A 24,739-nucleotide genomic window follows, 5' to 3' on the forward strand; every position below is an offset into this window, starting at 1 on the left:
CTTCCCTGTGCACGCGTGCGCCCACACGCCGGACCAGCAGATGCAAGCCTTTGTCTACAAGAGCCTTCGAAAGGCCGATACCTACGTCTACCTCGCCGGCCGCGACGACTTCGGCCGTATTCCCGATCCGCTCCGCGGCGAGCTCGGCGAGCTGCGCTTCGTGCTCGAGGTCGCGCTCGACCCCGGCCGTCGGCTGGCCCGCGAGGACGCCGACGTGGTGCGCGCGAACCTCGTGGCCCGCGGCTTCCACCTCCAGATGCCGCCGCGCGCGGATGCCGATCCCCTGACTGACGACTGGGGCACCGATGCCTGAGCCCGCGTCCCTGAAGCACGGGCTTCTGCTGGCCGCCGGCGTCGTGCTCGCGCTGCTGGCCGCCATTCCCGAACCCGCCGTTGCCGCGCTCAGCGCCTGGCTGGCGCAGCCGGCCCTCGCGCTCGGCCTGCGTGGCCTCCGGGGCGGCGGCCTGCCGGCGGGCGCGGGGCTGCGCCGCGACCTGCTCGCGCTGGCCCTGCTCTGGGCGCTGGCCATGGCAACCACCGCGCTGCTGGTGGGCTGGCCCCTGTCGGCCCTGCTCGGCAGCGGTGGCGCATCGCTGGGCGCCGTGGTCGCGCTCAGCGCCACCGCGGGCCTTGGCGTGATCGCGCTCTGGCGGCTGTGGCCGCTGTGGCAGCTGGCCGGTGCCGAAGGTGGCCGCGGGCTTGCGGGGCACTGGCACGCGTTGGATGGCCACGACGGTTCCAGCTGGCGCGGCCTGGGCGCCGCGTTGGCGATCGCGGCGGTCCTCGCGTTGGCGCTGGCGTTGGCGTGGCCGGGCCTGGCGTCTGGCGGCCTGCGCTGGGTGCTGGCTGCGCTTGCGGCGCTGGCGTGGCCACTGCTGCAGCTGGCCGTGCTGCGCGCGCCGCTGTCCGCGGTGGAGCTCGACGTGCTCGAGATGCCGGAGCCCACCCGGCCGCCGGAAGCCGAGGTCGCCGATGGCGATCCCGTCGCCGCCCTGTATGCCGCAGCGCGCGGCGGGCGCGTCGAGCGCGCGCTGGCCCTGCTGGACGAAGGCGCGGATCCGCAGGCGCTGCCCGACCCCGAAGGCCGCGACCAGCGCGCCCTGCCGGTACTGGCGGCCGTGCTGCCCGACCTGCGCCTGCTGCGCGCCCTGATCACGCGCGGCGTCGACCTCAACCACGCCCATGCCGGCCTGACGCCCCTGCTGGCGGCCACCCGCGACAGCTGGCACGGCCGCCCGGAGGCCGTGATGACCCTGCTGGCCAACGGCGCCGACCCGCGCGCCGCGGACCACGAAGGCAATACCCCGCTGCACCACGCCGCGCGCAGCTCCGATCCGGGCGTCGCCGCGCTGCTGCGCGATGCCGCCGCCGAGGTCGATGCCCGCAACGCCGAAGGGATCACGCCGTTGGGGATCGCCTGCGGCTGCGGCAACTGGCGCATCGCGCGCTTCCTGCTGGAGCGCGGCGCGCGCACCGAACCCGAAGACGGGACCCCGCCCCTGCTGGCGGCGGCCGGCGGCGAGGACGACGCCGCCGCGGGGGTCGCGCTGCTGCTCAAGCACAAGGCCCGGGTGGATGCCCGCGACGCCCGCGGGCGCAGCGCGCTGCACGAGGCGGCGCGCGCCGGCCACGTCGACACCATGGCCGCCCTGCTCGAGGCCCGTGCCGATGCCGATGCCCGCGACGGGCAGGGCCGCAGCTCCCTGCACGAAGCCGCGCTGGGCGGACATGCCGCGGCGCTGGACCTGCTGGTCGACCGCGCCGACCTGCACGCGGTGGATGCCGAAGGCCACAACGCCCTGCACCTCGCCTGCCTGGGGGAAACCGGCAGCGCCGCGCTCGCCGCGCGCCTGCTCGAGCTTGGCGTCGACGCCGGGCTGGCCGACGGCGCGGGCAAGCGCCCGGTCGACCATGCCGCGGCCGGTGGGCGCTGGGCGATGGTGGCCGCGCTGGATCCCGCGCACCCGCTTCCGGCGAGCGTGCTTGGCGATGACAGGGGGCTCCCGGCCGACCGCGCGCCGCTGGACGTGCTGCGCGCGCAGCTCCAGGACGCGCGCTTCGAAGGGCTTGAAGCGCTGGCCCAGCTGGTGTCCCCGTCCGAACTCGGCGGCCTGCTGCTGGACGGCGACTCCGTGCCGTCACAGGCGCGGATCGACTGGCTGCTGCTCAACGGCGCCGATCCTGACACCTGCGATGCGGACGGCGACACCGCGCTGATGCGGCTGCTCGGTCGCGGCACCCGCGCGCTTGCGGCCGCGCAGGCCCTGCTGCGCAGCGGCGCGTCGCCCGCCGGTGCCGGCGGCCTCGCGCGCTTCCTCGAAGCCTGCGTGCGCGAAGACCAGGCCGGTCGCGGCCTGGAGCAATTCGCACTGGAGCTCGTCGAGCGCGGCGCCGATGTGTTCGCGCCGTCGCCATGCGGCGATCCCGCGGCGGCCCTGGCGGTGCGCCTGGGCTGGATGCGCCTGCTCGAACGCCTGGTCGCCGATGGCGTCGACCTCGACTGCCGCGACGGCCACGGCATGACCGCCCTGCACCTGGCCGCGGCGCTGGCCCGCGAACCCGCGCTCAAGCTGCTGGTCCAGGGCGGCGCTTCGCCGGACGTGCGTGCCGCCGACGGCCAGACGCCGCTGGGCGTGGCCCTGTCGGCCGGGCGCCGCGACCTGGCCGACTGGCTGGACTGGCGCGGCTGGGCGCTGCCGCGCCGCCCGCTGCAGGCCAGCGACCTGCCCGCCGCGGCCATGGCCGGCGACACGGCGGCCGTGCGCCGCCTGCTCGAACTCGGCTTCCCCGTGGACGCCACCGACGAGAAGGGCTGCACCGCGCTGCTGCGCGCTGCCGGCGGCGGCCATGGCGAAACCCTGGAGCTGCTGCTCGAGCACCGCGCCGATCCGCAGCGCGCCGCACATACCGGTGCCACGCCGCTTTCCGCCGCGGTCAGCATGCGCCACGTCGCGATCGTCGACCGCCTGCTGGCCGCCAAGGTCGCGCTCGAACACCGCCTGCCCGGCGACGTGACCGTGCTGATGCTGGCCGCGGCGCTTGGCATGCCCGATGTCTGCGCGCGCCTGCTCACCGCGGGCGCCAACATCCAGGCCGCCGACGCCCAGGGACTGACGCCCCTGCACTGCGCCGCGCTCTACGGCTTCACCGCGCGCGACCGCCCACGCCTGCTCGCCCTGTTCGACACCCTGCTGCTGGCCGGCGCCGAGCCCGACGCCGTCGCCGCCGGCGGGGTGACGCCCCTGTTGCTGCTGCTCGGCGCGCGCGCCGAGCCCGGCACCGCCTGCGACGAGGACGTGGTGCTGTCCGCGGTCGACCGCCTGCTTGACGAAGACACCCGCCTCGACGCGCAGGACCCGCGCGGCTTCGGCCCGTTGCACCTGGTCGCGCTGCACGGCCTGCTGCGCCTCGCGCGCCACCTGCTGCGCGCCGGCTGCGATCCGGACCTGCGCGACGCGCTCAACCGCACCCCACGCGAGGTCGCGGTGATGCGCGGCTTCATCGACGTCGCCGCCGAGTTCGCCCCGCCGCAGGCCGGGGTCTCGATGGCCCGGTTCCTGCGCGACCGGGGGTGACGCGGTCGCGCAGGACGCAATCGTTTACCGACAGGGAGTTGCGGCATGAAACGGATGATCCAGTGCCTGGCACTGATGGCAGCGTTGGCATGGTGGGGGAGCGCGATCGCGGCGCCGCCGGGACCCGCTTCGGTGCGCGACCGGCTCGAAGCGAGCATGGTGGTGACCGGCACCGTCGACGTCGATGCCACCGGAAGCACGCGCGGCTTCACGCTCGACCGGGCCGATGAGATACCCGGGGTGGTGCGCGACGTGGTGGCGGCGAGCGTGCCGCACTGGCGTTTCGCGCCGGATGGCGGAGACGTCGGGCAGCGCGACGTGCAGGCGCTGCGGATGAGCCTGCGGGTGGTCGCCGATCGCATCGACGACGAGCAGTACCGGGTCATGCTGCGCTCGGCGTGGTTTGGTGAAACCGGCGAAGACAGGCTGGTGCGATCGAAGAAGATGAGTCCGCCGCCCTATCCGGCGGACGTGATGCGCGCACACGGGAGCGGCATCGTCTACCTGATGCTGCGCATCGACCGCGACGGCCAGGTGGCCGACGCGGCGGTCGAGCGCACCGACATCACCCGCGTGGCCAATGACAGGACGATGGAGCGCTGGCGCACCAGCCTGGCGAGGTCGGCGCTCGGCGCCGCCCGCAAATGGCAGTTCGCGCCTCCGGTCGAGGGGCCCGGCGTTGACGCAGGCGGGTGGGTCGTGCGGGTCCCGGTGACCTTCGCGCTGACGCCGTCGGCGGGCTACGGCACCTGGACGACCTATGTGCCCGGCGAGCGCCAGCAGGTGCCGTGGGCACGGCCCGAGGCAGGCGATCCGCTCGACTCGCTCTCGGCCTCGGGCGTCTTCCAGGTGGGCAGCGAACGCACGCTGCTGACGCCCCTCCAGCAAGGCTGAAAGGGCGCCCTTCGAGCCGGCTCAGCGCGCCTGGCGGCCGGCAAGCGGGGCGAACAGCCAGGCCTGGCTGTCGGCACCGTCGCAGGTCCACATCTGGGTCTGGCGCCGGGCGATCCGCGAATGGTCCAGGCACAGCCCGCCGGCGCCGCGCAGCTCGTTGGCCGCGGTCGGGAAAAACCGCTGGCCGGCGCCGCCGTTGCAGTCCCATAGCCGCAGCTGCACCGTATTGCGATGGCTGGCGGCCGAGGCCGCATCGACGCAGCGGCCGGACCCCGGGTTGTACAGCGCGCCGTCCTGGCGCAGCACCCATCGCTGGCCGGTGCCCGTGGAGGTGCACGGCCAGACCATCAGCCGCGTGCCGCGCGCGGTGCCCGGTGCGTACAGGCACTGGCCGGACAGCGTGGTGACCCGCGACACGGGGGTGTCGCCCACGCCCAGCACGCGGTACAGCCGGCCGGTGAGGCTGGCGACGTAGAGCTCGCCGAACACGTCTTCGCCGAACGCGACCGGCTGGCTGATCTCGCCCGGCTGGATGGCGTCCTGCACCAGCGGCTCGCCGTCGACCATGGTGATGGTGCGGATCGCGGTATTGCAGAAGTCGGTGAAGAAGTAGCGCCCGGCCAGCGAGGGCGCGGTGCCTCCGCGATACACGCGCCCGCCCGTGATCGAGCAGTTGCCGCCCGAATGGGTGGTGGTGATCAGCGGAGCGAAGTAGGCACCGTTGCAGCCGGCGCCGTTGTAGGGCTGGTCGCCCTCGTAGCAGCGCCAGCCGAAGTTCAGGCCGGCCGCAGTGCCCGCGGGCACGAAGTTGATCTCCTCGTATGCGTTCTGCCCCACGTCGGCGATCCAGAGGTCACCGGTGAGCGAGTCGAAGGCGATGCGCCAGGGGTTGCGCAGGCCCAGCCCGTAGAGCTCGTCGCAGCCCGTCCCGCCGCGTCCATCGGTATACGCGTTGTCGGCCGGGATGCCGTAATGGTTGCCCGTGGCCAGGCTGCAGTCGGGCGCGGTGCCGCCGCCGTCGACGTCGATGCGCAGCAGCTTGCCCAGCAGGCGGTTCGGGTTCTGGGCGTTGTTGTGGGGATCGCCGCCGCTGCCGCCGTCGCCCGACGCGATGTAGAGGTAGCCGTCGGGGCCGAACTGGATGTCGCCGCCGTTGTGGTTGCTGTAGGGCTGCTCGAACTCCATCAGCACCAGCTCGGAGGCCGGGTTGGCCACGTCCGGGTTGGCGCCTGCCGTGAAGCGCGAGATGCGGGTGCGGTCCAGGCCGCTGCCCGGCGGGTCCCAGGTGTAGTTGACGTAGAAGTAGCCGTTCGACGCGTAGTCCGGATGGAAGGCCAGGCCAAGCAGGCCCTGCTCGTTGCCGGAGTCGTCCACGCGCGCGGTGATGTCGAGGAAGGGCGCGGTCAGGACCACGCCGTTGTCGATCACGCGGATGCGGCCCGGCTGTTCGGCCACGAACACGCGCGCGTCGCCGGCGTGGGTGATCACCACCGGCTGCGTGAGCCCGGAAACGAACGGCTCCAGCACGGCGTCGGCCAGCTTCGGCGGCATTGGCGGCGGCGGCTCGGCGTCGCCGTTCTGCACGTTGACGGTCAGCTGGCGGACCCCGATGCCGTCGCCGAGCAGGTTGAGCTGGCCGTTGCTGGAGTTGCCGGCGGCGTACAGGGTCACCGGTCCGTTCCAGGCCGGCGCCTGCCAGCGGAAGCTGAAGCTGGCGCTGCCGTTGGCGAAGGCCTTGGGCTGCGTGTGCGAGATCTCGTCGCCCACGACGTGCACGTCCTTGCCGGTGGCGCTGAAGCTCCCGGCATCGCGCGATGCGGATACGCCCAGGCCGCCGGTGGCGCCCGGGCCGCCGGCGATGGTCACGGTGTACTCGGCGATGGTGCCGGCATCCAGGACCTGCGGGCCGCTGATGGTGACGGTGGGCACCGATGCGCCGGGTGCATGGCATGCGGTGCAGGTGGATCCACCGTTGGTGCCCGGGTTGCCCGAGAAGCCGTCGCGCCCGAAGCGGCTGGCATCGGCGCTGCACCAGGCAGCCACCAGGACGATTGCGACGCACGCGCGGATCCAGTTCCTGCCCATTGGTCTCACCCATTCAGCCCCGAAGGGGCCGAGTATTGCGCATCATCGGAGCCGCGTCAGCCCGGGTCGGACCATGGCGCGGCGGCGGGATGCGCTAGTCTTGGCTCCGGTATACGTCGCCGGGGAGGGCGGCATGCACAGGCGATGGATCACGGCGTCGGCACCCCGGCACGCACGCGCAGGCGCGATGCTGGCTGCTGCGATGCTGCTGGCGACACCCATGCATGCGCCGGCCGTGACGCCCCCGGTGGCCGATGCCGCGCAGGATGCCGGCGCGGTGTCCGGCCATGCCGTGCCGGTCGAGGGCTTCATGAGGCTGGAAGGCAGCATCGCGGTGGGCGCGGACGGGCGCGTGACCGGATACGGGCTCGAGCAGTCCGGCGCGGTGCCCGCCGAGGTCAGGGCGTTCGTCGCCCGCCAGGTCGCGGGTTGGCGCGTCGAGTTCGAAGACGGCGTCGCGCCGCCCGCGGGGCCCGTGCCCTTCGGCATCCGGGTGCGCGCGTCACCCGCGGGGGATGGCCTCTACGGCCTGTGGATGGACGGTATCAGCCTGGACGAGCCGCTGCCGCCGGGGCACAGGCTGCAGGCCGTGCACAGGCATCCCGCCGCTTATCCGCGCAACATGGCCAGGGTCGGTGCCAGCGGCATCGTCTACATGCTGGCGAAGGTCGGCACCGATGGGCGCGTCGAGGACGTATTCGCCGAACAGGTCGACCTGACCGCCATGCCGGCCGATCCCGCGGACATCGTGCGGTACCAGCTCGAGTTCATGGCCAGCGCCGCGAGTGCGATACGCCGGTGGCGGTTCAAGGTGCCCGCCGAAGGCCCGTATGCCGGCGCGCCGCAGGTGCTGCGCGTTCCCGTCGCCTTCGTGATGCATGGCCATGAAACGGCCTACGGCGAATGGGAGTACCTCGTGCGTGGCGTGCGCATGCCGCCGCCGTGGCGATCCGGCGTCGACGATCCTGCCGCGCAGGGCGACATTGCGCCGTCCGGCGTGCAGCCGGCACGGGCCCGCATGTGGGTGGCGCGGGCGGCCGATCCCGGGGGCGGCTGAGCGTCCCGACGCCATGAAAAAGCCCCGCGGATGCGGGGCTTTTCCGTCGTGCCGACCCGGGTCAGCGCTTCATCGAAGAGAAGAACTCGTCGTTGGACTTGGTCGTCTTCATCTTGTCCAGCAGGAATTCCATCGCCGCCAGCTCGTCCATCGGATGCAGCAGCTTGCGCAGGATCCAGATCTTCTGCAGCAGCTCCGGCTCGATCAGGAGGTCTTCGCGGCGGGTGCCGGACTGGTTGACGTTGATCGCCGGGTAGACGCGCTTCTCGGTGATGCGGCGGTCCAGGTGCACCTCGGAGTTGCCGGTGCCCTTGAACTCCTCGTAGATCACCTTGTCCATCGCGCTGCCGGTGTCGACCAGCGCGGTGGCGATGATGGTCAGCGAGCCGCCTTCCTCGACGTTGCGCGCCGCGCCGAAGAAGCGCTTCGGGCGATGCATCGCGTTGGCATCGACGCCGCCGGTCAGGACCTTGCCCGAGCTCGGCACCACGTTGTTGTACGCGCGCGCCAGGCGGGTGATCGAGTCGAGCAGGATCACCACGTCCTTCTTGTGCTCGACCAGGCGCTTGGCCCGCTCGATCACCATCTCGGCCACCTGCACGTGGCGCGCGGCCGGCTCGTCGAAGGTCGAGCTGATCACTTCGCCGCGCACGGTGCGCTGCATCTCGGTGACTTCCTCGGGCCGCTCGTCGATGAGCAGCACGATCATGTGCACGTCTGGATGGTTGTAGGTGATGGCGCTCGCGATCTGCTGCATCATGATCGTCTTGCCCGCCTTGGGCGGCGACACGATCAGCGCGCGCTGGCCCTTGCCCTGCGGGGCCATGAGGTCGAGGATCCGGCCGGCGATGTCCTCGCTGCTGCCGTCGCCGCGCTCGAGCTTGAACTTCCGGCGCGGGAACAGCGGCGTCAGGTTCTCGAACAGCACCTTGTTCTTCGACGCCTCGATCGGCTCGCCGTTGATGGTGTCGACCACGTTGAGCGCGAAGTAGCGCTCGCCGTCCTTAGGCCAGCGGATGCGGCCGGACAGGTGGTCGCCGGTGCGCAGGTTGAAGCGGCGCACCTGGCTGGGCGAGATGTAGGTGTCGTCCGGGCCGGCGAGGTAGCTCGCCTCGGCCGCGCGCAGGAAGCCGAAGCCGTCGGGCAGCAGCTCCAGCACGCCGTCGGCGACCACGCCTTCGCCGTGGCGGGTCAGCACCTTCAGCAGGGCGAAGATCACGTCCTGCTTGCGGGCACGCGCCACGCCTTCGTGGATGTTCAGCTGTTCCGCGATGTCGAGCAGCTTCTGCGCCGGCATCCGCTTGAGGTCCGACAGAGAATACTGCGGGAAGCCCTCGGGGATGTTCGGCGGCGGCAGGCGGTTGGCCTGGTCGTTGTTGTCGGTCGGCAGACCGTCGTCGCGCGGACGGTCGCGGGGACGGTCGCGGCGGTTGCGGGAGCGGTCGCGGCGGTTGCCCTGGCCGTGTTGCTGGTGCTGGTGCTGCTGGTCGCCGCCCTGGGCCTGGCCCTGCTGCTGGCCTCCCTGGTTCTGGCTGCCCTGCGCCTGGCGCTGGCCGTTGCCACCGTCCTGGGAACCGGAGCGGTCACCGCCGCCGGACTGCGTGGCGCCGGCGTCGGCCTGCGGCTGGGCGGCGGGCGCCGGGGCCGGAGGCGCTGCCGCGGCCTGGGCAGGGGCAGGGGCAGGGGCAGGAGCAGCGGGCGGGGCCTGCGTCGCGGGCGCCGCCGGGGCGTCCGCGGCCGGCGCGGGCTTCTTCGCCGGCGCATCGACCTTGAGTTCGGCCTGGACCGGCGAATCCGCCTGGGTCCGGGTGGGGGCGTCGGCCTGTGCGGCTGCGGCCTTGGTCACGCGCGGCTTGCGCACGCGCTTCACGGCGGTTTCGCCGGGATCGGAAGGATTGTCTGACAAGTGCGGAACCTCGCTTGCTGCGAGCGCCCGGGACGGGCGGCGTGCGAATGGGCGGTGGGGTGTTGCAGAAGGTGCGGCGCGACGGGGCGCGCCGGGGTACCGGTGAAGCTAGCATCCCGCGGGGCCGCCGGCAAGGGCGGCCCCGCGGCGCCGCTCAGGCCGCGCGCGGAGCGGTGACGCGGGAACGGGCCTCAGAGGGCCTTGTCGATCATCTGGGCGAGGACGGGCTTGCCCACCGCGCCGATCTGGGTGGCCTGGACCTGGCCGCCCTTGAACAGCAGCAGCATCGGGATCGAGCGCACGTGGTACTTCAGCGCGGTGGCCCGGTTCTGGTCGATGTCGATCTTCACCACCTTGGCGCGCCCGGCGTATTCGCCGGCGAGCTCGTCCAGGGCGGGGGCGATCATCTTGCACGGGCCGCACCAGGGCGCCCAGAAGTCGACCAGCACCGGCTCCTCGGAGGCGAGGACGGTGGCATCGAAATCGGAATCACTGGCGTGGATGACGGCTTGGCTCACGGGGGGTCTCCTGCATGGGGCGATCTGGACGGCCCCGGTGGGCGGCCGGTTGGCGGCCGCGGTAGCTGCTAAACTTGGGCGATTCGCGGCCGATTCAAGTGGCTGCCCCGTCGGAGGGGGCGGGCCTCGAGCGGGACAAGCCGCCGCGACGTCTCCACGGCAGTCTGCTTGGCTGCCGCCTTCCACGCAAGCGCGCCACGCCGCGCAGACTTCCGACGAATGACCGACAAACCACTGACCGATCTCACTTTTTCTTCCTTCGACCTGCACCCGCGCCTGCAGGCGGGCCTCGAGGCCGCGGGGTTCACCCGCCTCACGCCGATCCAGGCGCTGACCCTTCCGGTCGCGCTGCCCGGCGGCGATGTCGCCGGCCAGGCACAGACCGGCACCGGCAAGACCCTGGCCTTCCTGGTCGCGGTGGTGAACCGCCTGCTGACCCGCCCGGCGCTGGCCGACCGCAAGCCCGAGGACCCGCGCGCGCTGATCCTGGCGCCCACCCGCGAGCTCGCGATCCAGATCCACAAGGATGCGGTGAAGTTCGGCCCGGAGCTCGGCCTGCGCTTCGCCCTGGTCTACGGCGGCGTCGACTACGACAAGCAGCGCCAGCTGCTGCAGGAGGGCGTTGACGTCATCATCGCCACGCCGGGCCGCCTGATCGACTACGTCAAGCAGCACAAGGTCGTGTCCCTGCACGCCTGCGAGGTCTGCGTGCTCGACGAGGCCGACCGCATGTTCGACCTCGGCTTCATCAAGGACATCCGCTTCCTGCTGCGCCGCATGCCGGTGCGCACCGAGCGCCAGACCCTGCTGTTCTCGGCCACGCTGAGCCACCGCGTACTGGAGCTCGCCTACGAGCACATGAACGAGCCGCAGAAGCTGGTGGTCGAGACCGAGACGATCACCGCAGCGCGCGTGCGCCAGAAGCTGTACTACCCGTCCGACGAGGAAAAGCTGCCGCTGCTGCTGGGCCTGCTGTCCCGCGGCGAGGGCGCGCGCACGATGGTGTTCGTGAACACCAAGGTGTTCGTCGAGCGGGTCGCGCGCGCGCTGGAGCGCGCCGGCTACCGCGTCGGCGTGCTCTCCGGCGACGTGCCGCAGAAGAAGCGCGAGTCGCTATTGAAGAAGTTCCAGGCCGGCCAGCTCGAGATCCTGGTCGCCACCGACGTCGCCGCCCGCGGCCTGCACATCGATGGCGTGAAGTACGTCTACAACTACGACCTGCCCTTCGACGCCGAGGACTACGTCCACCGCATCGGCCGCACCGCGCGCCTGGGCGAAGAGGGCGACGCGATCAGCTTCGCCTGCGAGCGCTACGCGATCGGCCTGCCGGACATCGAGGCCTTCATCGAGCAGAAGATCCCGTCGGAGCCGGTCTCGGCCGAACTCCTGACCGCGCTGCCGCGCAAGCCGCGCGAAGGCGTGGAGCTGGAGTCCGAAGAGGGCGAGAGCGTCAGCGAGATCTTCCGCGAGGCGCGCGAGCAGCGCGCCGCCGACGATGCCCGCCGTGGCGGTGGGCGTCGCGAGGGTGGTGGACGGTCCAGCGGTCCGCGCAGCGGCGCCGAGGGGCGGTCCGAGCGCGGCCCGCGCAAGCCGCGCGCCCCGCGTGCCGATGCCGCCGGTGCTACGGCCAGTGGTGCCGGGGGTATGAACGCCACCGCGCCCGACGCGGCGCAGGCCGGCGCCGCGCCCGCGGTTCCGGCTGCGGCGCCCGCGGTGGCATCCGCTCCGCCGGCCAGCGGCACTGCCGTCCCGGGCGCCGAAGGCGAGCGCGCACCGCGCAAGCGTCGCCGTCGCCGCGGCGGCCGTCGCGTCGACGGCGAAGGCCAGCAGGCCGAGGGCGGCCAGCCGCAGCAGGGTGCCGGCGCCGGCAGCGGGCAGTCGCGTGCCCCGCGACCGAAGCCGCAGTCCGGTCCGCAGGCGAAGCCGGAGCAGGCGTCCCGGCCCGTGCAGGGGAACGCCCCGGGCCAGCCCGCGTCGCCCGCGGCGCCCAGCGCTCCGGGCACGCAGCAGGCGCCGTCGCTCATCGGCCGCATCGGCCAGGGCCTGCGCAAGCTCGTCACCCGCGCGCCGCGCTCGCAGCACTGAAGCCGATCCGGTCACACGACCGGGTGGCGCGTCTGGCCGCACGGCGGCCATCAAGCGATACTCGCGTCTTCCCCGACGCGAGTTCCGCGATGCCGCAGGTCCTGCGCTTCGACAACGTCTGCAAGCAGTATCCAGGCGGCCACGTCGCGCTGGATGGCGTCAGCTTCGGCGTCGATGCCGGCGAGATGCTGTTCGTCACCGGGCATTCCGGTGCCGGGAAAAGCACGTTGCTCAGGCTCATCCACCTGTCCGAACGGCCCAGTCGCGGCGCGGTGCTGTTCGGAGAGCGCAACCTGCTCAAGGTCCGTGGTGGCCGCGTGGCCATGCACCGGCGCGAGGTGGGCGTGGTGTTCCAGGACCACCGCCTGCTCGCCGACCGCAGCGTGCACGACAACGTCGCCCTGCCGCTGGTGCTGCGCGGCATGCGCCGCGGCGACGCCGGGCGCCGGGTGCGCTCCGTGCTGGAACGCCTTGGCCTGGGCGCGCGCGGCAACGCGCTGCCGGGGGAGCTCTCCGCGGGCGAGCAGCAGCGCGTCGGCATCGCGCGCGCGGTGGTGGCCGAGCCGCGCCTGCTGGTCGCCGACGAGCCCACCGGCAACCTCGACCCCACCCTGGCCGCGGAGATCATGGCGCTGTTCGCGTCGCTGCCCGGCCAGGGCACCAGCGTGCTCATCGCCAGCCACGACCTCGGCCTGGTCAAGCGCATGAGGAAGCGCGTGCTGGTGCTCGATCATGGCCGCCTGGCCGACGACATCGCGCCGGAGGACCTGGCCGATGAATGAGCCCGTCGCACGCGCCAGGGCATCGACCCGTTCGCGCCCGGGCGCCTGGCTCGACCACCATGCCTACAGCATCGTCGCCAGCCTCGGCCGCCTGTTCCGCAGGCCCGGCTCCACCGCGCTCACCATCGGCGTGATGGCGGTGGCACTGGCCCTGCCGCTGGGGCTGTGGCTGGTGCTGGGCAACGTCGAGCGCTTCGCCGGCGATGTCCAGGCGTCGCGCCAGCTCAGCATCTTCCTCAGGCAGGACACCGCGCCCGCGCGCGTGGCCGAGCTCGTGGCCGAGCTCGACGGTCGCGCCGACGTCGGCGTGGTCGAGCACCGCACGCCGGAGCAGGGCCTGGACGAACTTCGCGAACGCAGCGGCCTGGACGAAGCCATCGACCTGCTTGGCGAAAACCCCCTGCCGCACGTGCTGGTGGTGACGCCCGCCGGCGACGAGGCCCTGCTGGCCGACTCGCTGCGCACCCTGCCCGAGTCCGAGCTGGTGCAGCACGACGCCGGCTGGCGCGAGCGCCTCGACAACTGGCTGCGCTTCGGCGGCCGCGTGGCCTGGGTGCTGGCGGCGCTGCTCGGCCTGGGCGCGCTGCTGGTGGTCGGCAACACCGTGCGCCTGGACATCCAGTCGCGCCGCGACGAGCTCGGCGTGCTCCAGCTGCTCGGCGCCAGCGACGGCTTCATCCGCCGGCCCTTCCTTTACCTGGGCGCCTGGTACGGACTGGCTGCGGGCGCGCTGGCGCTGGGCCTGCTGGCAGCTGCCGGGGCTGCCCTGCGCGCGCCGCTGGCGGAGCTGGCCGCGAGCTACGGCAGCAGCTTCGCACTGGCCGGCTTCGGGCCGCGGCAGGTGTTCGCGATCGTCGCCGGCGCCACCGTGCTCGGCTGGCTGGGCGCCGGGGTGGTGACCGGGCACTTCCTGCGCCAGACCCGGCCCACGGAGACCTGAGCGAATGGCCGAGCCCGGTGACATCAGGCACCTCGATGGCGTCGCGCCCAGGATCATGGTCGTCGACGGTTCGCGCCTGGTGCGCAAGCTGATCGGCGACGTGCTGAAGCGCGAGCTGCCCGGTGCCGAGGTCGTGGCCTGCGCGGGCCTGGCCGAGGCGCACGCCGCGCTCGACGCCGCACCGATCGATCTCGCGACCACGTCGCTGGTGCTTCCCGATGGCAACGGCCAGCAGCTGGCCGAAGCGGTGCGCGCGCGCGCCGGCCAGCGCTACGTGCCCGTGGTGGTCGTGTCGGCCAGCGCCCAGGAGCACCTCGAGGGTCGCCAGTTCAGCGACGACATCACCGACCACTTCGACAAGTCGCACGGACACCGGGCGCTTGCGGAGTTCATCCGCGGCTACGTCCAGCCGGCGCCGATCCCGGGCGCGCGCGTGCTCTACGTGGAGGACAGCCGCACCGTCGCGCTGGCCACCACGCGCATGCTCAAGGCGCAGCAGATGGAGGTCGTGCACGAGACCAGCGTCGAGGCCGCGCTCGAGTTCCTGCGCGCGCGCGTCGCCGCCGGCGACGGGCCCGGCGTCGACCTCGTGCTGACCGATGTATATCTGAAAGGGGAGCTTGACGGCGGCGACCTGGTGCAGGCGATCCGTGGCGAATTCGGCTGGTCCAAGCGCCGGCTGCCGGTGCTGGTGATGACCGGTGACGCCAACCCCGACAACCAGGCCGCGCTGCTGCGCGACGGCGCCAACGACCTGGTGCTGAAGCCGATCGAGGAGCGCCTGCTGGTGACCAAGGCCCTGTTCCAGCTGCGCCTGTCGCGCCTGCCGGAGCCCGGCGCCCCGGACGCGTGAGCACGGCCGGCGACACCCTTCGCCTGGAGCCGTCGTGGAAGCGGCGGGTCGGCGCCTGGTTCGAGCGCGATGACATGCAGGCGCTGTCGGCCTTCCTGCGCGAGCGCAGGGCCGCGGGTGCGCGGATCTTCCCGCCGGGGCCGGAGATCTTCGCCGCTTTCGACGCCACGCCATTCGACGACGTGCGCGTGGTCGTGCTCGGGCAGGACCCCTACCACGGCGCCGGGCAGGCGCACGGCCTGTGCTTTTCGGTGCGGCCGGGCGTGCGCGTGCCGCCTTCGCTGGACAACATCTACAAGGAGATCCAGCGCGACCTCGGCATCGCCCGTCCCGACCACGGCTGCCTGCTGCCCTGGGCGCGCCGCGGCGTGCTGCTGCTCAATGCCGTGCTTACCGTCGAAGAGGGCCGCGCCGGTTCGCACCAGGGCGTGGGCTGGGAAGGGTTCACCGACCACGTGGTGGACGTGCTCAATCGCGAGCGCGAAGGCCTGGTGTTCATGCTCTGGGGCGCCTATGCCCAGGCCAAGGGCAGGATGATCGACGCGAACCGCCATCGCGTGCTGCGCAGTACGCATCCTTCGCCGCTGTCGGCATACCGCGGCTTCCTCGGCTGCGGCCACTTCTCGGCGGCCAACCGCTACCTGGCCCGCAGCGGCGGCGCGGCGCTGGACTGGTCGCTGCCGCCGTGCGCGCAGCTGGAGGCGCGATGAACCATGCGCCGCTGCTGGTCTCGCTGCACCTGCCGAAAACCGCCGGAACCAGCTTTGCCGAAACCCTGCGCGCGGCCAGTGGCGACGGCTATCGCGACGACTATGCCGACCTGCCCATGCAGTACGCCGCGCTGCGCAGGCGCATGCAGGCGGTGCGTGGCGGCCTGGCGATGCGCGGGCGCGTCGCGGCCGATGCCACCTGCATCCACGGGCATTTCCTGGCCTTGAAGTACCGCATCGCGCTGGGTCGGCGGCCAGCGCGCTGGATCACGTGGATGCGCGACCCCGTGCAGCGCCTGGCCTCGCACTACGCGTTCTGGCGCCGCGACTACGACGGCGGCGACCCCGCCCAGCCGCTGCGCAACCGGATGCTGCGCGAACAGTGGACGTTCGAGCGCTTCGCGCTTGGGCCGGAGCTGCGCGACGTCTACCGGCAGTACCTGTGGGGCTTCGATCCCGCGCGCTTCGATTTCGTCGGCATCACCGAGCACTACCACGCCGACCTCGAACGCCTCGCGCGGCGCCTGGGCTGGAAAGCGGTGGCCGCCGCCGCGCTGGTGAACCCGGAGCGCGGGGAGTCCGGCTACGACATCGATCCGCGGCTGCGGGCCCGCATCGCGCGCCACCACGCCGGCGATATCGCCCTGTATCGGTGGGCGCTGGCGCGACGCGGCGCGAGTTAGGCGGTCCATTGTTCTATCTACAGGATGAATGAACTTTCCCATCGTTTAGCAGTCTTAACAGGCCACTGCTAAAATGCCTGCCATGACCGCAACCGTTTCCAGCCATCAGCTCGTCCCCAACAACCTGCCGATTCCCAGCGCGCTCGGCTCGCTGGATGCCTATATCGGCGCCGTGCACCAGATCCCCGTGCTCACGGTGGAAGACGAGCAGGCGCTTGCCCGCCGCTTCCACGATGAAGAAGACCTCGGTGCCGCCCGCGACCTGGTGATGTCGCACCTGCGCTTCGTGGTCCACGTGGCCCGCGGCTACAACGGCTACGGCCTGCCGCTGGGCGATCTGATCCAGGAGGGCAACATCGGCCTGATGAAGGCGGTGAAGCGCTTCGACCCGGATGTCGGCGTGCGCCTGGTCTCGTTCGCGGTGCACTGGATCCGCGCCGAGATGCACGAGTACATCATCAAGAACTGGCGCATCGTCAAGGTCGCGACCACCAAGGCGCAGCGCAAGTTGTTCTTCAACCTGCGCCGCAGCAAGAAGCGCCTGGGCTGGCTCAACGCCGCCGAGGTCAGCGCGGTGGCCAAGGACCTCAACGTCTCCGAGCGCGAGGTGGTCGAGATGGAGTCGCGCCTGTCGGGCCGCGACATCGGCTTCGACCTGTCCGCCGACGACGATGACGAGCGCGCGCCGCCGGCACCGGCCGCCTACCTGATGTCGCGCGACGAGGATCCCTCGCAGGCCTACGAGCGCGAGGACAGCGAGTCCAGCAAGCTCGAACTGCTGCGCGAAGGCCTGGCGACCCTGGATGCGCGTTCACGCGACATCGTCGAGCGCCGCTGGCTCGACGACGACAGCAAGGTTACGCTGCAGGAGCTGGCCGACGAGTACGGCGTGTCCGCCGAGCGCATCCGCCAGGTCGAGGCCAACGCGCTGAAGAAGATGAAGGCGCTGTTCGCGGCCTGACCGCGCGGTCCCGATCGCGGTACGACGGCCCGGGAAACCGGGCCGCTCCGTTTCCGGTACGGATCGGCCGGTCCGCACCCCGACGCAAGGCCTGGACTCAGGGTCCTGCCGGTGCGGTCACCACTTGAACAGCACCAGGCTCACCGCCAGCACGCCCATGCCGCTCACCAGCCCGTACACGGTTTCGTGGCCCTTTGCGTAGCGCTTCGCCGCCGGCAGCAGTTCGTCCAGCGCCAGGAACACCATCACGCCGGCGATGACGCCGAACACGCTGCCGAACACCGCGTCCGACATCCACGGCCGAAGCAGGGCGTAACCGATGATCGCGCCGAGGGGTTCGGCCAGCCCCGACAGCAGGCAGGCGCCGAAGGCATAGGCCTTGTTGTTGGTGGCGAAGTACACCGGTACCGCGATCGCGATGCCTTCCGGCACGTTGTGGATGGCGATGGCGAAGGCCAGCGGCATGCCCACGCCCGGGTTCTCCAGGGTGGCGAAGAAGGTCGCCAGGCCTTCGGGGAAGTTGTGCACCGTGATCGCCAGCGCGGTCAGCAGGCCGACGCGCCTGATATAGGCGGCGTTGTGCTCGCGGAAGAAGGGGTCGTCGGCTTCAAGCCGCTCGTGCGGGTTCGGCACCAGGCGGTCGACCAGCATGATCAGGCCGACGCCGCACAGGAAGGCCATCGTGCCGAAGCTGAAGCCCAGGCGCTCGCCATAGCCCTGGCTGAAGGAGTCGATGGACTTGTTGAGGATCTCCGACAGCGACACGTAGACCATCGCACCGCCGGCGAAGGCCAGGCCGAAGGCGAGCAGCCGTGCATTGGGCCGCGCCTGGGCGAACACCAGCAGGCCGCCGACGCCGGTGGCAAGGCCCGCGGCGGTGGTCACCGCCAGCGCGATGAGCAGGTTGGCGGTGGTGACTTCGATCATGCGTGGAGGCTCCTGCCTGGTCGATTGCAGCGACGGGCCAAGCGGCCGGCGGTGGCGTGGTGGGCGAGCCAAGGTAGCCGAAGGCCTGCGCGTGCGGGAAGCGCGGTGCGCCGGTTGCTATTGTGCGCGCATCGCGCCGCACCGGCGCCTGTCGAGGGTCTCCCCGCATGTCCGACCGTGAAAAGCGCATCGCGCTGCTGATCGACGCCGACAACGCGCCGGCGTCGAAGATCGAGGTGATCCTCGCCGAGGTCGCGCGCCACGGCGTGGCCAACGTCCGCCGTGCCTATGGCAACTGGAAGAGCCAGCACCTGGTGGGCTGGGAAAAGTGCCTGCATACCTGGGCCATCCGCCCGATCCAGCAGTTCGCCTACACCACCGGCAAGAACGCCTCGGACATGGCGATGGTGATCGACGCCATGGACCTGCTCTACGCGGGCAACCTCGACGGCTTCGCGATCGTGTCGTCGGACGCCGACTTCACCCCGCTGGTGATGCGACTGCGCAACGACGGCGTGGCGGTGTACGGCTTCGGCCAGGAGAAGACGCCGGAGCCGTTCGTGCGCGCGTGTTCGACCTTCCTGTACCTGGAGAAGCTGGGCGAGCCGGAGGACGACGGCACCGTGGACGCGCCCCGCGCGCCGTCCACCCTGCAGCTCCAGGACGACGCCGACCTGGTGCGCCTGCTGCGCGGCGCGGTCGACGCGACCCAGGGCGAGGACGGCTGGTCGAAGCTGGGCGCGGTCGGCAGCCACATCGGCAACCAGGGTTCGTTCGACTCGCGCAACCACGGTTACCGCAAGCTCAGTGACCTGATCGAGGCGATCGGCCTGTTCGAACTGCGCCGCCAGGGGCAGGTGATCGAGGTGCGCAATCCCAGCGCCCGCCGCGGCGCGCGCAGGCAGCCGGCGAAGGCGGCGCCCGATGCACCCGCCGCCAGCGCCGGCAGGGCCGCCAGGCCTCCGGGCGACGCGAAGCCCGCCGCGGTCGTCAAGACCGCCAAGGCCACCAAGGCCAGCAGGACTGCCAAGGCCACGCGCTCCGCCGCCAGGACCGCCAGACCGACGCCGGACCCCTCTTCCGACCCCATGTAGCGACCCGCGACATCCCCACGCCGCGCTCAATAGAGGTCGGTGGGATCCACGTCGAGCGACCAGCGCACGCGGCGTGCTTCCGGCAGCGCGTGCAGTCCCGCGACCGCCGCATCCAGCACTGCGTGCAGCACCGGTCGTCCGGGTGACGACAGCAGCAGCTGGGCGCGGTGCATGCCGGCGCGGCGCGGCATCGGCGCCGGGATCGGGCCGATGACCTGCAGCGTCCGCGCCTGCGCGGGCGGCAGCGCGGCGCGCGCCTGCTGGAAGGCCCCGGACGCTGCCTGCAGGAAAGCGTCCGGCAGCCCCGCCTGCTGGGCTTCGGCGCGCAGCAGCGCTATATGCGTGAACGGCGGGAAGCCGGCGGCGGCGCGCTGTGCCAGCTCGGCATCGGCGAAGGCGCGGTAACCGCCGTTGACCAGCACGTCCAGCAACGGGTGCTCGGGATGGTGCGTCTGCAGCAGCACCTCGCCCGGGCGTTCGGCGCGGCCGGCGCGGCCCGAGACCTGGATCAGCAACTGGGCCAGCTTCTCGCTGGCGCGGAAGTCGGCCGAGAACAGTCCTTCATCGATCCCGACCACGCACACCAGCACCAGCTTCGGCAAGTCGTGGCCCTTGGCCAGCATCTGCGTGCCGACCAGGATCCCGGGTCCGTCCTCGAGCTTCGCCAGTTCGCGCGCCAGGCCATCGCGGCGGCGGGTGCTGGCGCTGTCGATGCGCAACACCGGAACGTCCTTGAAGCGCTCGGCAAGCAGTTCCTCGATGCGTTCGGTGCCCACGCCCTGTGGCTGCAGCGCAAGGCCCGCGCAGTCGGGGCAGGCCATCGGCACCGGCCGGCGCGAGCCGCAGTGGTGGCACTGCAGGCGGCGGCCGCCGGCGTGCACGGTCATCGGGATCGCGCGCTCGGGCGTGCTGCAGCGCGGGCAGGCCGCGCTCCAGCCGCAGTCGTGGCAAAGCAGCACCGGCGCGTAGCCGCGCCGGTTCTTGAACACCAGCACCTGGCCACCGGCGTCGAGGGCGCGGCGGGTCGCGGCCAGGAGCTCGTCGGACAGCCCCGCGTGCAGTGGCCGCTTGCGCACGTCGTGCACGCGCACCCGCGGCGGCCGGGCCTCGCCCGCGCGCTGACGCAGCCGGAGATGGGCATGGCGGCCGGCGCGCGCGTTGTGCAGGGTCTCAAGCGAGGGCGTCGCGCTGCCCAGCAGCACCGGCACGTCCAGGGCCTTTCCGCGCACCAGGGCGACGTCGCGGGCGTGGTAGCGGATGCCGTCCTGCTGCTTGTAGCTGCCGTCGTGCTCCTCGTCGACCACGATCAACCCGGCGTTGGGCAGCGGCGCGAAGACGGCCGAGCGCGTGCCCACGATCACCTGCGCCTCGCCGCGCCACGCGGCCGCCCAGGCGCGCGTGCGCTCGCCGTCCGCGAGCCCGGAATGCAGCGCATGCACGGGCACCCCCAGGCGTGCACGGAAGCGCGCCAGCATCTGCGGCGTCAGGCCGATTTCCGGCACCAGCACCAGCGCCTGGCGGCCGTGGGCCAGGCAGCGTTCGGCGATGGCCTGCAGGTAGACCTCGGTCTTGCCGCTGCCGGTTACGCCTTCGAGCAATACCGATGCGAAGCCCCGGGCTGCGCGCAGCGCGTCCAGCGCGGCGGCCTGCTCCGCGTTGGGCGTGTGCGCGTGCGCGGCAATGGCGGTTGACGGCGGCGCGAGGCCGGTGATGGCCACCCGTTCAATCAGGCCGCGGACCTCCAGGCTCCGCGCTGCAGTGCGCCAGCCGTCGATGGTGTCATCCAGCAGGTCCTCGGCCACGGGGCCGTCCCGCAGCACCTCGGCCAGCCGCCGCGGACGGGCGCCGCGCTTCAGCTCACCGATCGCCTGGGCGCCGGCCACCGTCAGCGCGCGGGCCCAGGCGGTGGTCTCGGGCAGCGGCCCGCCGCGCCGCAGGGCCGCCGGCAGGATGGTGGCCAGGACCTCGCCCAGGGGGGCGTGCAGGTAGCGGGCCAGCCATTGCGCGGTCGCCAGCAGTTCGCCATGGAGCAGGGGGGCGGGATCGAGCCACTCGAGCGCCTCCCGCAGTGCCGGCGCACCGGGTGCGGCCGGCCCGGCGGCGGCCACCACGCCCACCAGTTCGCGCGGGCCGAACGGAACGCGGACGCGTCGGCCCACGTCCCCGGGCGAGGCGCCGATGGCGCCGGGGGCAAGGTAGTCGAACAGCCGCGGCATCGGCAGCGGCAGGGCGACGCGCAGGACGTTCGCGGGCATCGCGGCAGTCTAGCGAGTCGCTCGCGGACCACCCACGCCGCTTGCGAGGCAATGTTGCCTTGCAAACTACGATTCGGCTGCAAGTCACGGACCGGTAAAGGAATTTTGTTTATCCACACAAGCTGTGGATAAGTCTGTGCATGGTCCCTTCGCCGGGACCTCCAAACGGCGTGGGATCAGCGTTCAGGCAGTGTTGGCTAAAAAAGCACCATTGCCTTAAATTCCAACAGATTCAGTCACTTGCCCGTGAAACATGCGTGTCGCAATGCTCCACGTTGCCGTGAAGGTTCCGTCAATGACATTTGCGTGACCGCTGTGAACAACCTTCCGCAGCCGGAAAAGGCCGGACAGCGGCGGTGGAACGCAAACTGTGCGCCCCGTCAAGGCCCGGCGGCGGCGGCCACCGCGGCTATGATGGCGCCCTCCACGCGTCCGACCCCATGACCCCACCACGCCCAGCCGACCCCGCCGACTTCGCCGCGCCCACCGCGCTGCGGGCGTTCCTGCGCGGCGTCGAACGCCGGGGCCACGCCTTCGCCTGGCTGCTGGCCGGTTCGCGCGAGGCCGGGGACGACGCCCTGGCATGGACCTTGGAGCGGTTCGCGCGCGAGGCGGGGCGCACGCCGTTCGGCGAATGGCCGCGACGCTTCTGGTCGCTGCTGCTGGCCGCGCCGGCGATGCGCCGGCCGCCGCCTGATCCTCGCTGGGAGCCGGACTTCGAGTGGCTGGCCCGGATCGGCCATGGTCCGCGCGCGGCGCTGCTGCTGCGGCTGGTCGCGGGACTGGCCGAATCCGACGCGGCGACCGTCCTCGGCATCGCGCGCCCGACCTATCGCATCGGCCTGCAGCGCGCGCTGCCCCGCGACGCCGAAGGCAAGGCGGATGTCGCCGCCTGGCAGGCGCTGGGCCGGGCCGCGCAGGACATGCTGCGGGCCCAGCCGCAGCGCCAGCCGGCGCCCCCGGTGCGGTCCGCCGCGGCGGCGCGGTCGACAGCCGGACACGCCGATGCCGCCGACGCCCGCGTGCCCCCCGGCCCGGGGGTGCGCGCGGCACTGTGGCTGGTGGCCTCCGCCACCCTGCTCGGCCTGGCCGCGACCTTCCTGCGCTTCGATGGCCTTCCCGCTGGCCTCGAACAGGCGCCCGACGGGATCCTTGTGGAAGCGCTCCCCGCGGCCGAAGCGCCGGCGGGTCGCTACCCGGAGCAGGATGCGCTTGCGCTGCACCCGGACCTGGCCCTGCTGCTCGACGCCGGTGACGCCGACCCGGCAGCGGCCGATCCCGCCTTCCACGCCTGGGTGCTGGCCGCGGGCGAGGCCGACGTGTCCGCCGCCGCGGACCCGAGCGCCGCGGCCGGCGAGGCACAGGCTTCGGCTGGTGCCGCCACGGAGCTGCGTATTCCGCCTGAACGCCCCCGCCGCCCGGCGGAAGCGCGTTTGGGCGGCCTGGATCCCGCGGCCCTCGCGGCGCTGGCCCAGCGCCGCGAACGCTGGGACGCGCTGCCGCACGAGGAGCGTGGCGAGCGCCGCGAACGGTGGCTGGCATGGCGCGATCTTTCCGTCGCCGAGCGCCAGTCGCTGCGCGCGGCGGCGGCGCGCCACGCACAGCGCGCGCCAGGCGAGCAGGCCGCGCTGCGCGCCCGCTTCGATGCGCTCGACGCGAGCGAGCGCCACGGCTGGCTGCTGGGCCCGGACCTGGGCGCCGATTATCCGCGGCTGCATCCGCTGGTCGCCCAGGTGCCGCTCGACGCGCGCACCGCGCTGCTGGACGCCCTGCGCGGCCTCGATGCACAGGGGCGCGACGACCTGGTGGTGCTCGCCGTGCGCACCCCGCCGCAGGCGCGCGCGGAACTGCGCATCGAACTGCTCGCGACGCCGCCCGCCCAGCGCGGGCGGTGGCTGCGGCGCCGGGTGGCACCGGTCCAATGAATCCCGCCGCGGGCAGGCCGCGCGAAGCCCCCGTCGCGGGCTTCGGCAGCGACGTGCGCACGACCGCCGTACTCGCCCTGCCGCTGGTGGCCGGCCATCTTTCGACGGGGCTGATCGGCTTCATCGACAGCGTGATCGCAGGCCGCCACGGCACCGCCACGCTGGCCGCGGTCTCGGTGGGCACGGCCGTGTTCTGGCTGCCGATGATGGTGCCGATGGGCACGCTGATGGCGCTGCCGCCCTCGGTGTCGCAGCTCGACGGCTCGGGCCGCCGCGACGCCATCGCGCCCCTGTTCCGGCAGTCGCTGTGGCTCGCGCTGGCACTTGGCGTGCTGCTGTACGCCTTCCTCAGCCTCGCACCGCTGGCGCTGGCGCCGATGGGCATCGCCGCCGACATCCAGCCGGGCGCGCGCGCCTTCCTGCACGGCATCCGCTGGGGCGTGCCGGCGCTGACCCTGTACTACGCGATGCGCTACCTGAGCGACGGCCTGCACTGGACGCTGCCAACCATGCTGCTCGGCTTTGGTGGATTGCTGCTGCTCGTGCCGCTGGGCTACGCGTTCGCCTTCGGCGCCTTCGGCCTGCCCGAGATGGGCGCGGGCGGCCTGGGCCTGGCGTCGTCGGTGATGATGTGGGCGCAGGCGAGCGCCTTCGCCGCCTATCTTGCGCGTTCGACGCGCTTCGCCGACCTGGGCCTGTTCGCATCCTTCGACCCGCCGCGCTGGGCCCCGATCCGCGAGCTGCTGCGCACCGGATTGCCGATCGGGGTGACCGTGGCGATGGAGGGCGGGCTGTTCATCGTCACCGCGCTGCTGATCGGCCGGCTGGGCCAGTACGAGGCCGCCGCGCACCAGGTCGCGATCAACGTCGCCAGCCTGTGCTTCATGATCCCCTTCGGCGTGGCCGAGGCCACCACGGTGCGCGTGGGCCACGTGGTTGGCAGCGGCGGCGGCCGCGAGGGCGTGCGCAGGACCATGCTCGCCGGCCTGGCCCTGGTGCTCGGCACCCAGGCGCTCTCGGCCCTGGTGCTGGTGCTGGGCCACGACGCGATCGCCGCGGTCTATACCGCCGACGAAGCGGTGGCGGGGCTGGCGGCGTCGCTGCTGCTGTTCGCCGCGGCGTTCCAGTTCCCCGACGGCGTCCAGGTGCTTTCGGCCGGCGCGCTGCGCGGACTGAAGGACACGCGCGTGCCGATGCTGCTGGCGGCCTTCGCCTACTGGGGCGTCGGCATGGTGATCGGCGCCGGACTCGGGTTGGGGCTGGGCATGGGCCCGCGCGGCATGTGGATCGGCCTGATCGCCGGTCTCTCGGTTGCGGCCGTGCTGATGGCCGGCCGCTTCCTGCGCACCAGCGCCCGGCTGCCCGCGCGGCACACCGGCTGAGCCGCCGTCCGCCGGGCGGCGCCGGCCCCGGGGACACAGTGACCGATGGCGGGTGACTCCGCCCTCTGCCAGCGGCGATACTGGCTGCATTGCCTTTCTCGGGTCGT

18 protein-coding genes and 1 pseudogene are annotated in these 24,739 nt (G+C 72.5%); 14 read left to right on the forward strand and 5 right to left on the reverse strand.

Translation table 11 applies throughout. From position 1 onward, the window contains the following. Nucleotides 1–40: 40 nt before the first annotated feature. The 3 genes from WCE39_RS09520 to WCE39_RS09530 are packed head-to-tail and all read left to right on the forward strand — an operon-like array spanning nt 41 to nt 4,469. On the forward strand, nt 41–313 hold the full coding sequence (locus tag WCE39_RS09520) for a YcgL domain-containing protein (RefSeq protein WP_343276445.1): 273 nt from the start codon (nt 41–43) through the stop codon (nt 311–313). After that, on the forward strand, nt 306–3,575 hold the full coding sequence (locus WCE39_RS09525; protein WP_343276446.1) for an ankyrin repeat domain-containing protein: 3,270 nt from the start codon (nt 306–308) through the stop codon (nt 3,573–3,575). The genes WCE39_RS09520 and WCE39_RS09525 overlap by 8 nt, the downstream gene beginning before the upstream one ends. 45 nt (nt 3,576–3,620) lie before the next feature. Continuing rightward, complete coding sequence (locus WCE39_RS09530) at nt 3,621–4,469, forward strand: energy transducer TonB (RefSeq protein ID WP_343276447.1); 849 nt, start codon at nt 3,621–3,623, stop codon at nt 4,467–4,469. Nucleotides 4,470–4,490: 21 nt separating this feature from the next. Here the strand turns inward: WCE39_RS09530 and WCE39_RS09535 are convergent, their stop codons facing one another. Continuing rightward, nucleotides 4,491–6,554 (reverse strand): choice-of-anchor V domain-containing protein, encoded by a 2,064-nt coding sequence (locus WCE39_RS09535; protein WP_343276448.1) that lies wholly within the window; start codon nt 6,552–6,554, stop codon nt 4,491–4,493. Nucleotides 6,555–6,687: 133 nt separating this feature from the next. On the opposite strand from WCE39_RS09535, the gene WCE39_RS09540 reads away from it, so the two are divergent. Further along, nucleotides 6,688–7,611: an energy transducer TonB gene (locus WCE39_RS09540; protein ID WP_343276449.1), complete on the forward strand. Its 924-nt coding sequence runs from the start codon at nt 6,688–6,690 to the stop codon at nt 7,609–7,611. Between the two features lie 61 nt (nt 7,612–7,672). Here the strand turns inward: WCE39_RS09540 and rho are convergent, their stop codons facing one another. Both rho and trxA read right to left on the reverse strand, forming a co-directional pair. Beyond that, a complete protein-coding gene (rho, locus tag WCE39_RS09545; RefSeq protein WP_343276450.1) occupies nt 7,673–9,517 on the reverse strand; it encodes a transcription termination factor Rho in 1,845 nt (614 codons plus the stop codon). A gap of 191 nt (nt 9,518–9,708) precedes the next feature. Then, a complete protein-coding gene (gene trxA, locus WCE39_RS09550; protein WP_343276451.1) occupies nt 9,709–10,035 on the reverse strand; it encodes a thioredoxin in 327 nt (108 codons plus the stop codon). A gap of 219 nt (nt 10,036–10,254) precedes the next feature. Here trxA and rhlB point away from each other — a divergent pair, with 219 nt between their 5' ends. The 7 genes from rhlB (at nt 10,255) to rpoH (ending at nt 17,049) form a co-directional block, all read left to right on the forward strand. Then, nucleotides 10,255–12,120 (forward strand): ATP-dependent RNA helicase RhlB, encoded by a 1,866-nt coding sequence (gene rhlB / locus WCE39_RS09555; protein ID WP_343276452.1) that lies wholly within the window; start codon nt 10,255–10,257, stop codon nt 12,118–12,120. 89 nt (nt 12,121–12,209) lie between these two features. Continuing rightward, nucleotides 12,210–12,902: a cell division ATP-binding protein FtsE gene (locus tag WCE39_RS09560; protein WP_343276453.1), complete on the forward strand. Its 693-nt coding sequence runs from the start codon at nt 12,210–12,212 to the stop codon at nt 12,900–12,902. Next, the gene (gene ftsX / locus WCE39_RS09565; RefSeq protein ID WP_343276454.1) at nt 12,895–13,842 is read left to right on the forward strand and encodes a permease-like cell division protein FtsX; all 948 of its coding nucleotides are present in this window, start codon (nt 12,895–12,897) and stop codon (nt 13,840–13,842) included. Before WCE39_RS09560 ends, ftsX begins: the two co-directional genes overlap by 8 nt. Before the next feature lie 4 nt (nt 13,843–13,846). Beyond that, nucleotides 13,847–14,695, forward strand: a complete 849-nt coding sequence (locus tag WCE39_RS09570) for a response regulator (protein WP_343276455.1) — start codon at nt 13,847–13,849, stop codon at nt 14,693–14,695. After that, entirely contained in the window at nt 14,692–15,405 is a 714-nt protein-coding gene (ung, locus tag WCE39_RS09575; RefSeq protein WP_343276456.1) for a uracil-DNA glycosylase, read from the forward strand. The genes WCE39_RS09570 and ung overlap by 4 nt, the downstream gene beginning before the upstream one ends. Beyond that, nucleotides 15,402–16,088: a hypothetical protein gene (locus WCE39_RS09580; RefSeq protein ID WP_343276457.1), complete on the forward strand. Its 687-nt coding sequence runs from the start codon at nt 15,402–15,404 to the stop codon at nt 16,086–16,088. Before ung ends, WCE39_RS09580 begins: the two co-directional genes overlap by 4 nt. Nucleotides 16,089–16,170: 82 nt before the next feature. Then, nucleotides 16,171–17,049, forward strand: coding sequence for an RNA polymerase sigma factor RpoH (gene rpoH, locus WCE39_RS09585; RefSeq protein ID WP_343276458.1), 879 nt, complete (start codon nt 16,171–16,173; stop codon nt 17,047–17,049). Nucleotides 17,050–17,166: 117 nt separating this feature from the next. On the opposite strand, the gene zupT is transcribed toward rpoH, so the two are convergent. After that, nucleotides 17,167–17,976, reverse strand: coding sequence for a zinc transporter ZupT (gene zupT / locus WCE39_RS09590; protein WP_343276459.1), 810 nt, complete (start codon nt 17,974–17,976; stop codon nt 17,167–17,169). A 167-nt stretch (nt 17,977–18,143) separates the two neighbouring features. Here zupT and WCE39_RS09595 point away from each other — a divergent pair. Then, nucleotides 18,144–18,962, forward strand: a pseudogene (locus tag WCE39_RS09595) (NYN domain-containing protein); the annotation flags it as partial. Nucleotides 18,963–19,096: 134 nt separating this feature from the next. Here the strand turns inward: WCE39_RS09595 and WCE39_RS09600 are convergent. After that, complete coding sequence (locus tag WCE39_RS09600) at nt 19,097–21,325, reverse strand: primosomal protein N' (RefSeq protein WP_343276460.1); 2,229 nt, start codon at nt 21,323–21,325, stop codon at nt 19,097–19,099. Between the two features lie 440 nt (nt 21,326–21,765). Here WCE39_RS09600 and WCE39_RS09605 point away from each other — a divergent pair, with 440 nt between their 5' ends. Continuing rightward, a complete protein-coding gene (locus WCE39_RS09605; RefSeq protein WP_343276461.1) occupies nt 21,766–23,250 on the forward strand; it encodes a DUF3106 domain-containing protein in 1,485 nt (494 codons plus the stop codon). Next, nucleotides 23,247–24,632, forward strand: coding sequence for an MATE family efflux transporter (locus WCE39_RS09610; RefSeq protein ID WP_343276462.1), 1,386 nt, complete (start codon nt 23,247–23,249; stop codon nt 24,630–24,632). Before WCE39_RS09605 ends, WCE39_RS09610 begins: the two co-directional genes overlap by 4 nt. The last annotated feature ends 107 nt before the right edge of the window (nt 24,633–24,739 follow it).

This window comes from Luteimonas yanweni (assembly GCF_039548475.1).
In the GTDB taxonomy this organism is placed as follows: domain Bacteria; phylum Pseudomonadota; class Gammaproteobacteria; order Xanthomonadales; family Xanthomonadaceae; genus Luteimonas.

Excerpts from the sequence above, each read along its gene's own strand:
- WCE39_RS09535 (WP_343276448.1), bottom strand. The coding sequence starts at position 6,554 with ATGGGCAGGAACTGGATCCGCGCGTGCGTCGCAATCGTCCTGGTGGCT.
- ftsX (WP_343276454.1), top strand. The coding sequence starts at position 12,895 with ATGAATGAGCCCGTCGCACGCGCCAGGGCATCGACCCGTTCGCGCCCG.
- WCE39_RS09580 (WP_343276457.1), top strand. The coding sequence starts at position 15,402 with ATGAACCATGCGCCGCTGCTGGTCTCGCTGCACCTGCCGAAAACCGCC.
- WCE39_RS09605 (WP_343276461.1), top strand. The coding sequence starts at position 21,766 with ATGACCCCACCACGCCCAGCCGACCCCGCCGACTTCGCCGCGCCCACC.
- WCE39_RS09560 (WP_343276453.1), top strand. The coding sequence starts at position 12,210 with ATGCCGCAGGTCCTGCGCTTCGACAACGTCTGCAAGCAGTATCCAGGC.
- rhlB (WP_343276452.1), top strand. The coding sequence starts at position 10,255 with ATGACCGACAAACCACTGACCGATCTCACTTTTTCTTCCTTCGACCTG.
- WCE39_RS09525 (WP_343276446.1), top strand. The coding sequence starts at position 306 with ATGCCTGAGCCCGCGTCCCTGAAGCACGGGCTTCTGCTGGCCGCCGGC.
- WCE39_RS09570 (WP_343276455.1), top strand. The coding sequence starts at position 13,847 with ATGGCCGAGCCCGGTGACATCAGGCACCTCGATGGCGTCGCGCCCAGG.
- WCE39_RS09520 (WP_343276445.1), top strand. The coding sequence starts at position 41 with ATGCAAGCCTTTGTCTACAAGAGCCTTCGAAAGGCCGATACCTACGTC.
- WCE39_RS09610 (WP_343276462.1), top strand. The coding sequence starts at position 23,247 with ATGAATCCCGCCGCGGGCAGGCCGCGCGAAGCCCCCGTCGCGGGCTTC.
- zupT (WP_343276459.1), bottom strand. The coding sequence starts at position 17,976 with ATGATCGAAGTCACCACCGCCAACCTGCTCATCGCGCTGGCGGTGACC.
- WCE39_RS09530 (WP_343276447.1), top strand. The coding sequence starts at position 3,621 with ATGAAACGGATGATCCAGTGCCTGGCACTGATGGCAGCGTTGGCATGG.
- rpoH (WP_343276458.1), top strand. The coding sequence starts at position 16,171 with ATGACCGCAACCGTTTCCAGCCATCAGCTCGTCCCCAACAACCTGCCG.
- WCE39_RS09540 (WP_343276449.1), top strand. The coding sequence starts at position 6,688 with ATGCACAGGCGATGGATCACGGCGTCGGCACCCCGGCACGCACGCGCA.
- WCE39_RS09600 (WP_343276460.1), bottom strand. The coding sequence starts at position 21,325 with ATGCCCGCGAACGTCCTGCGCGTCGCCCTGCCGCTGCCGATGCCGCGG.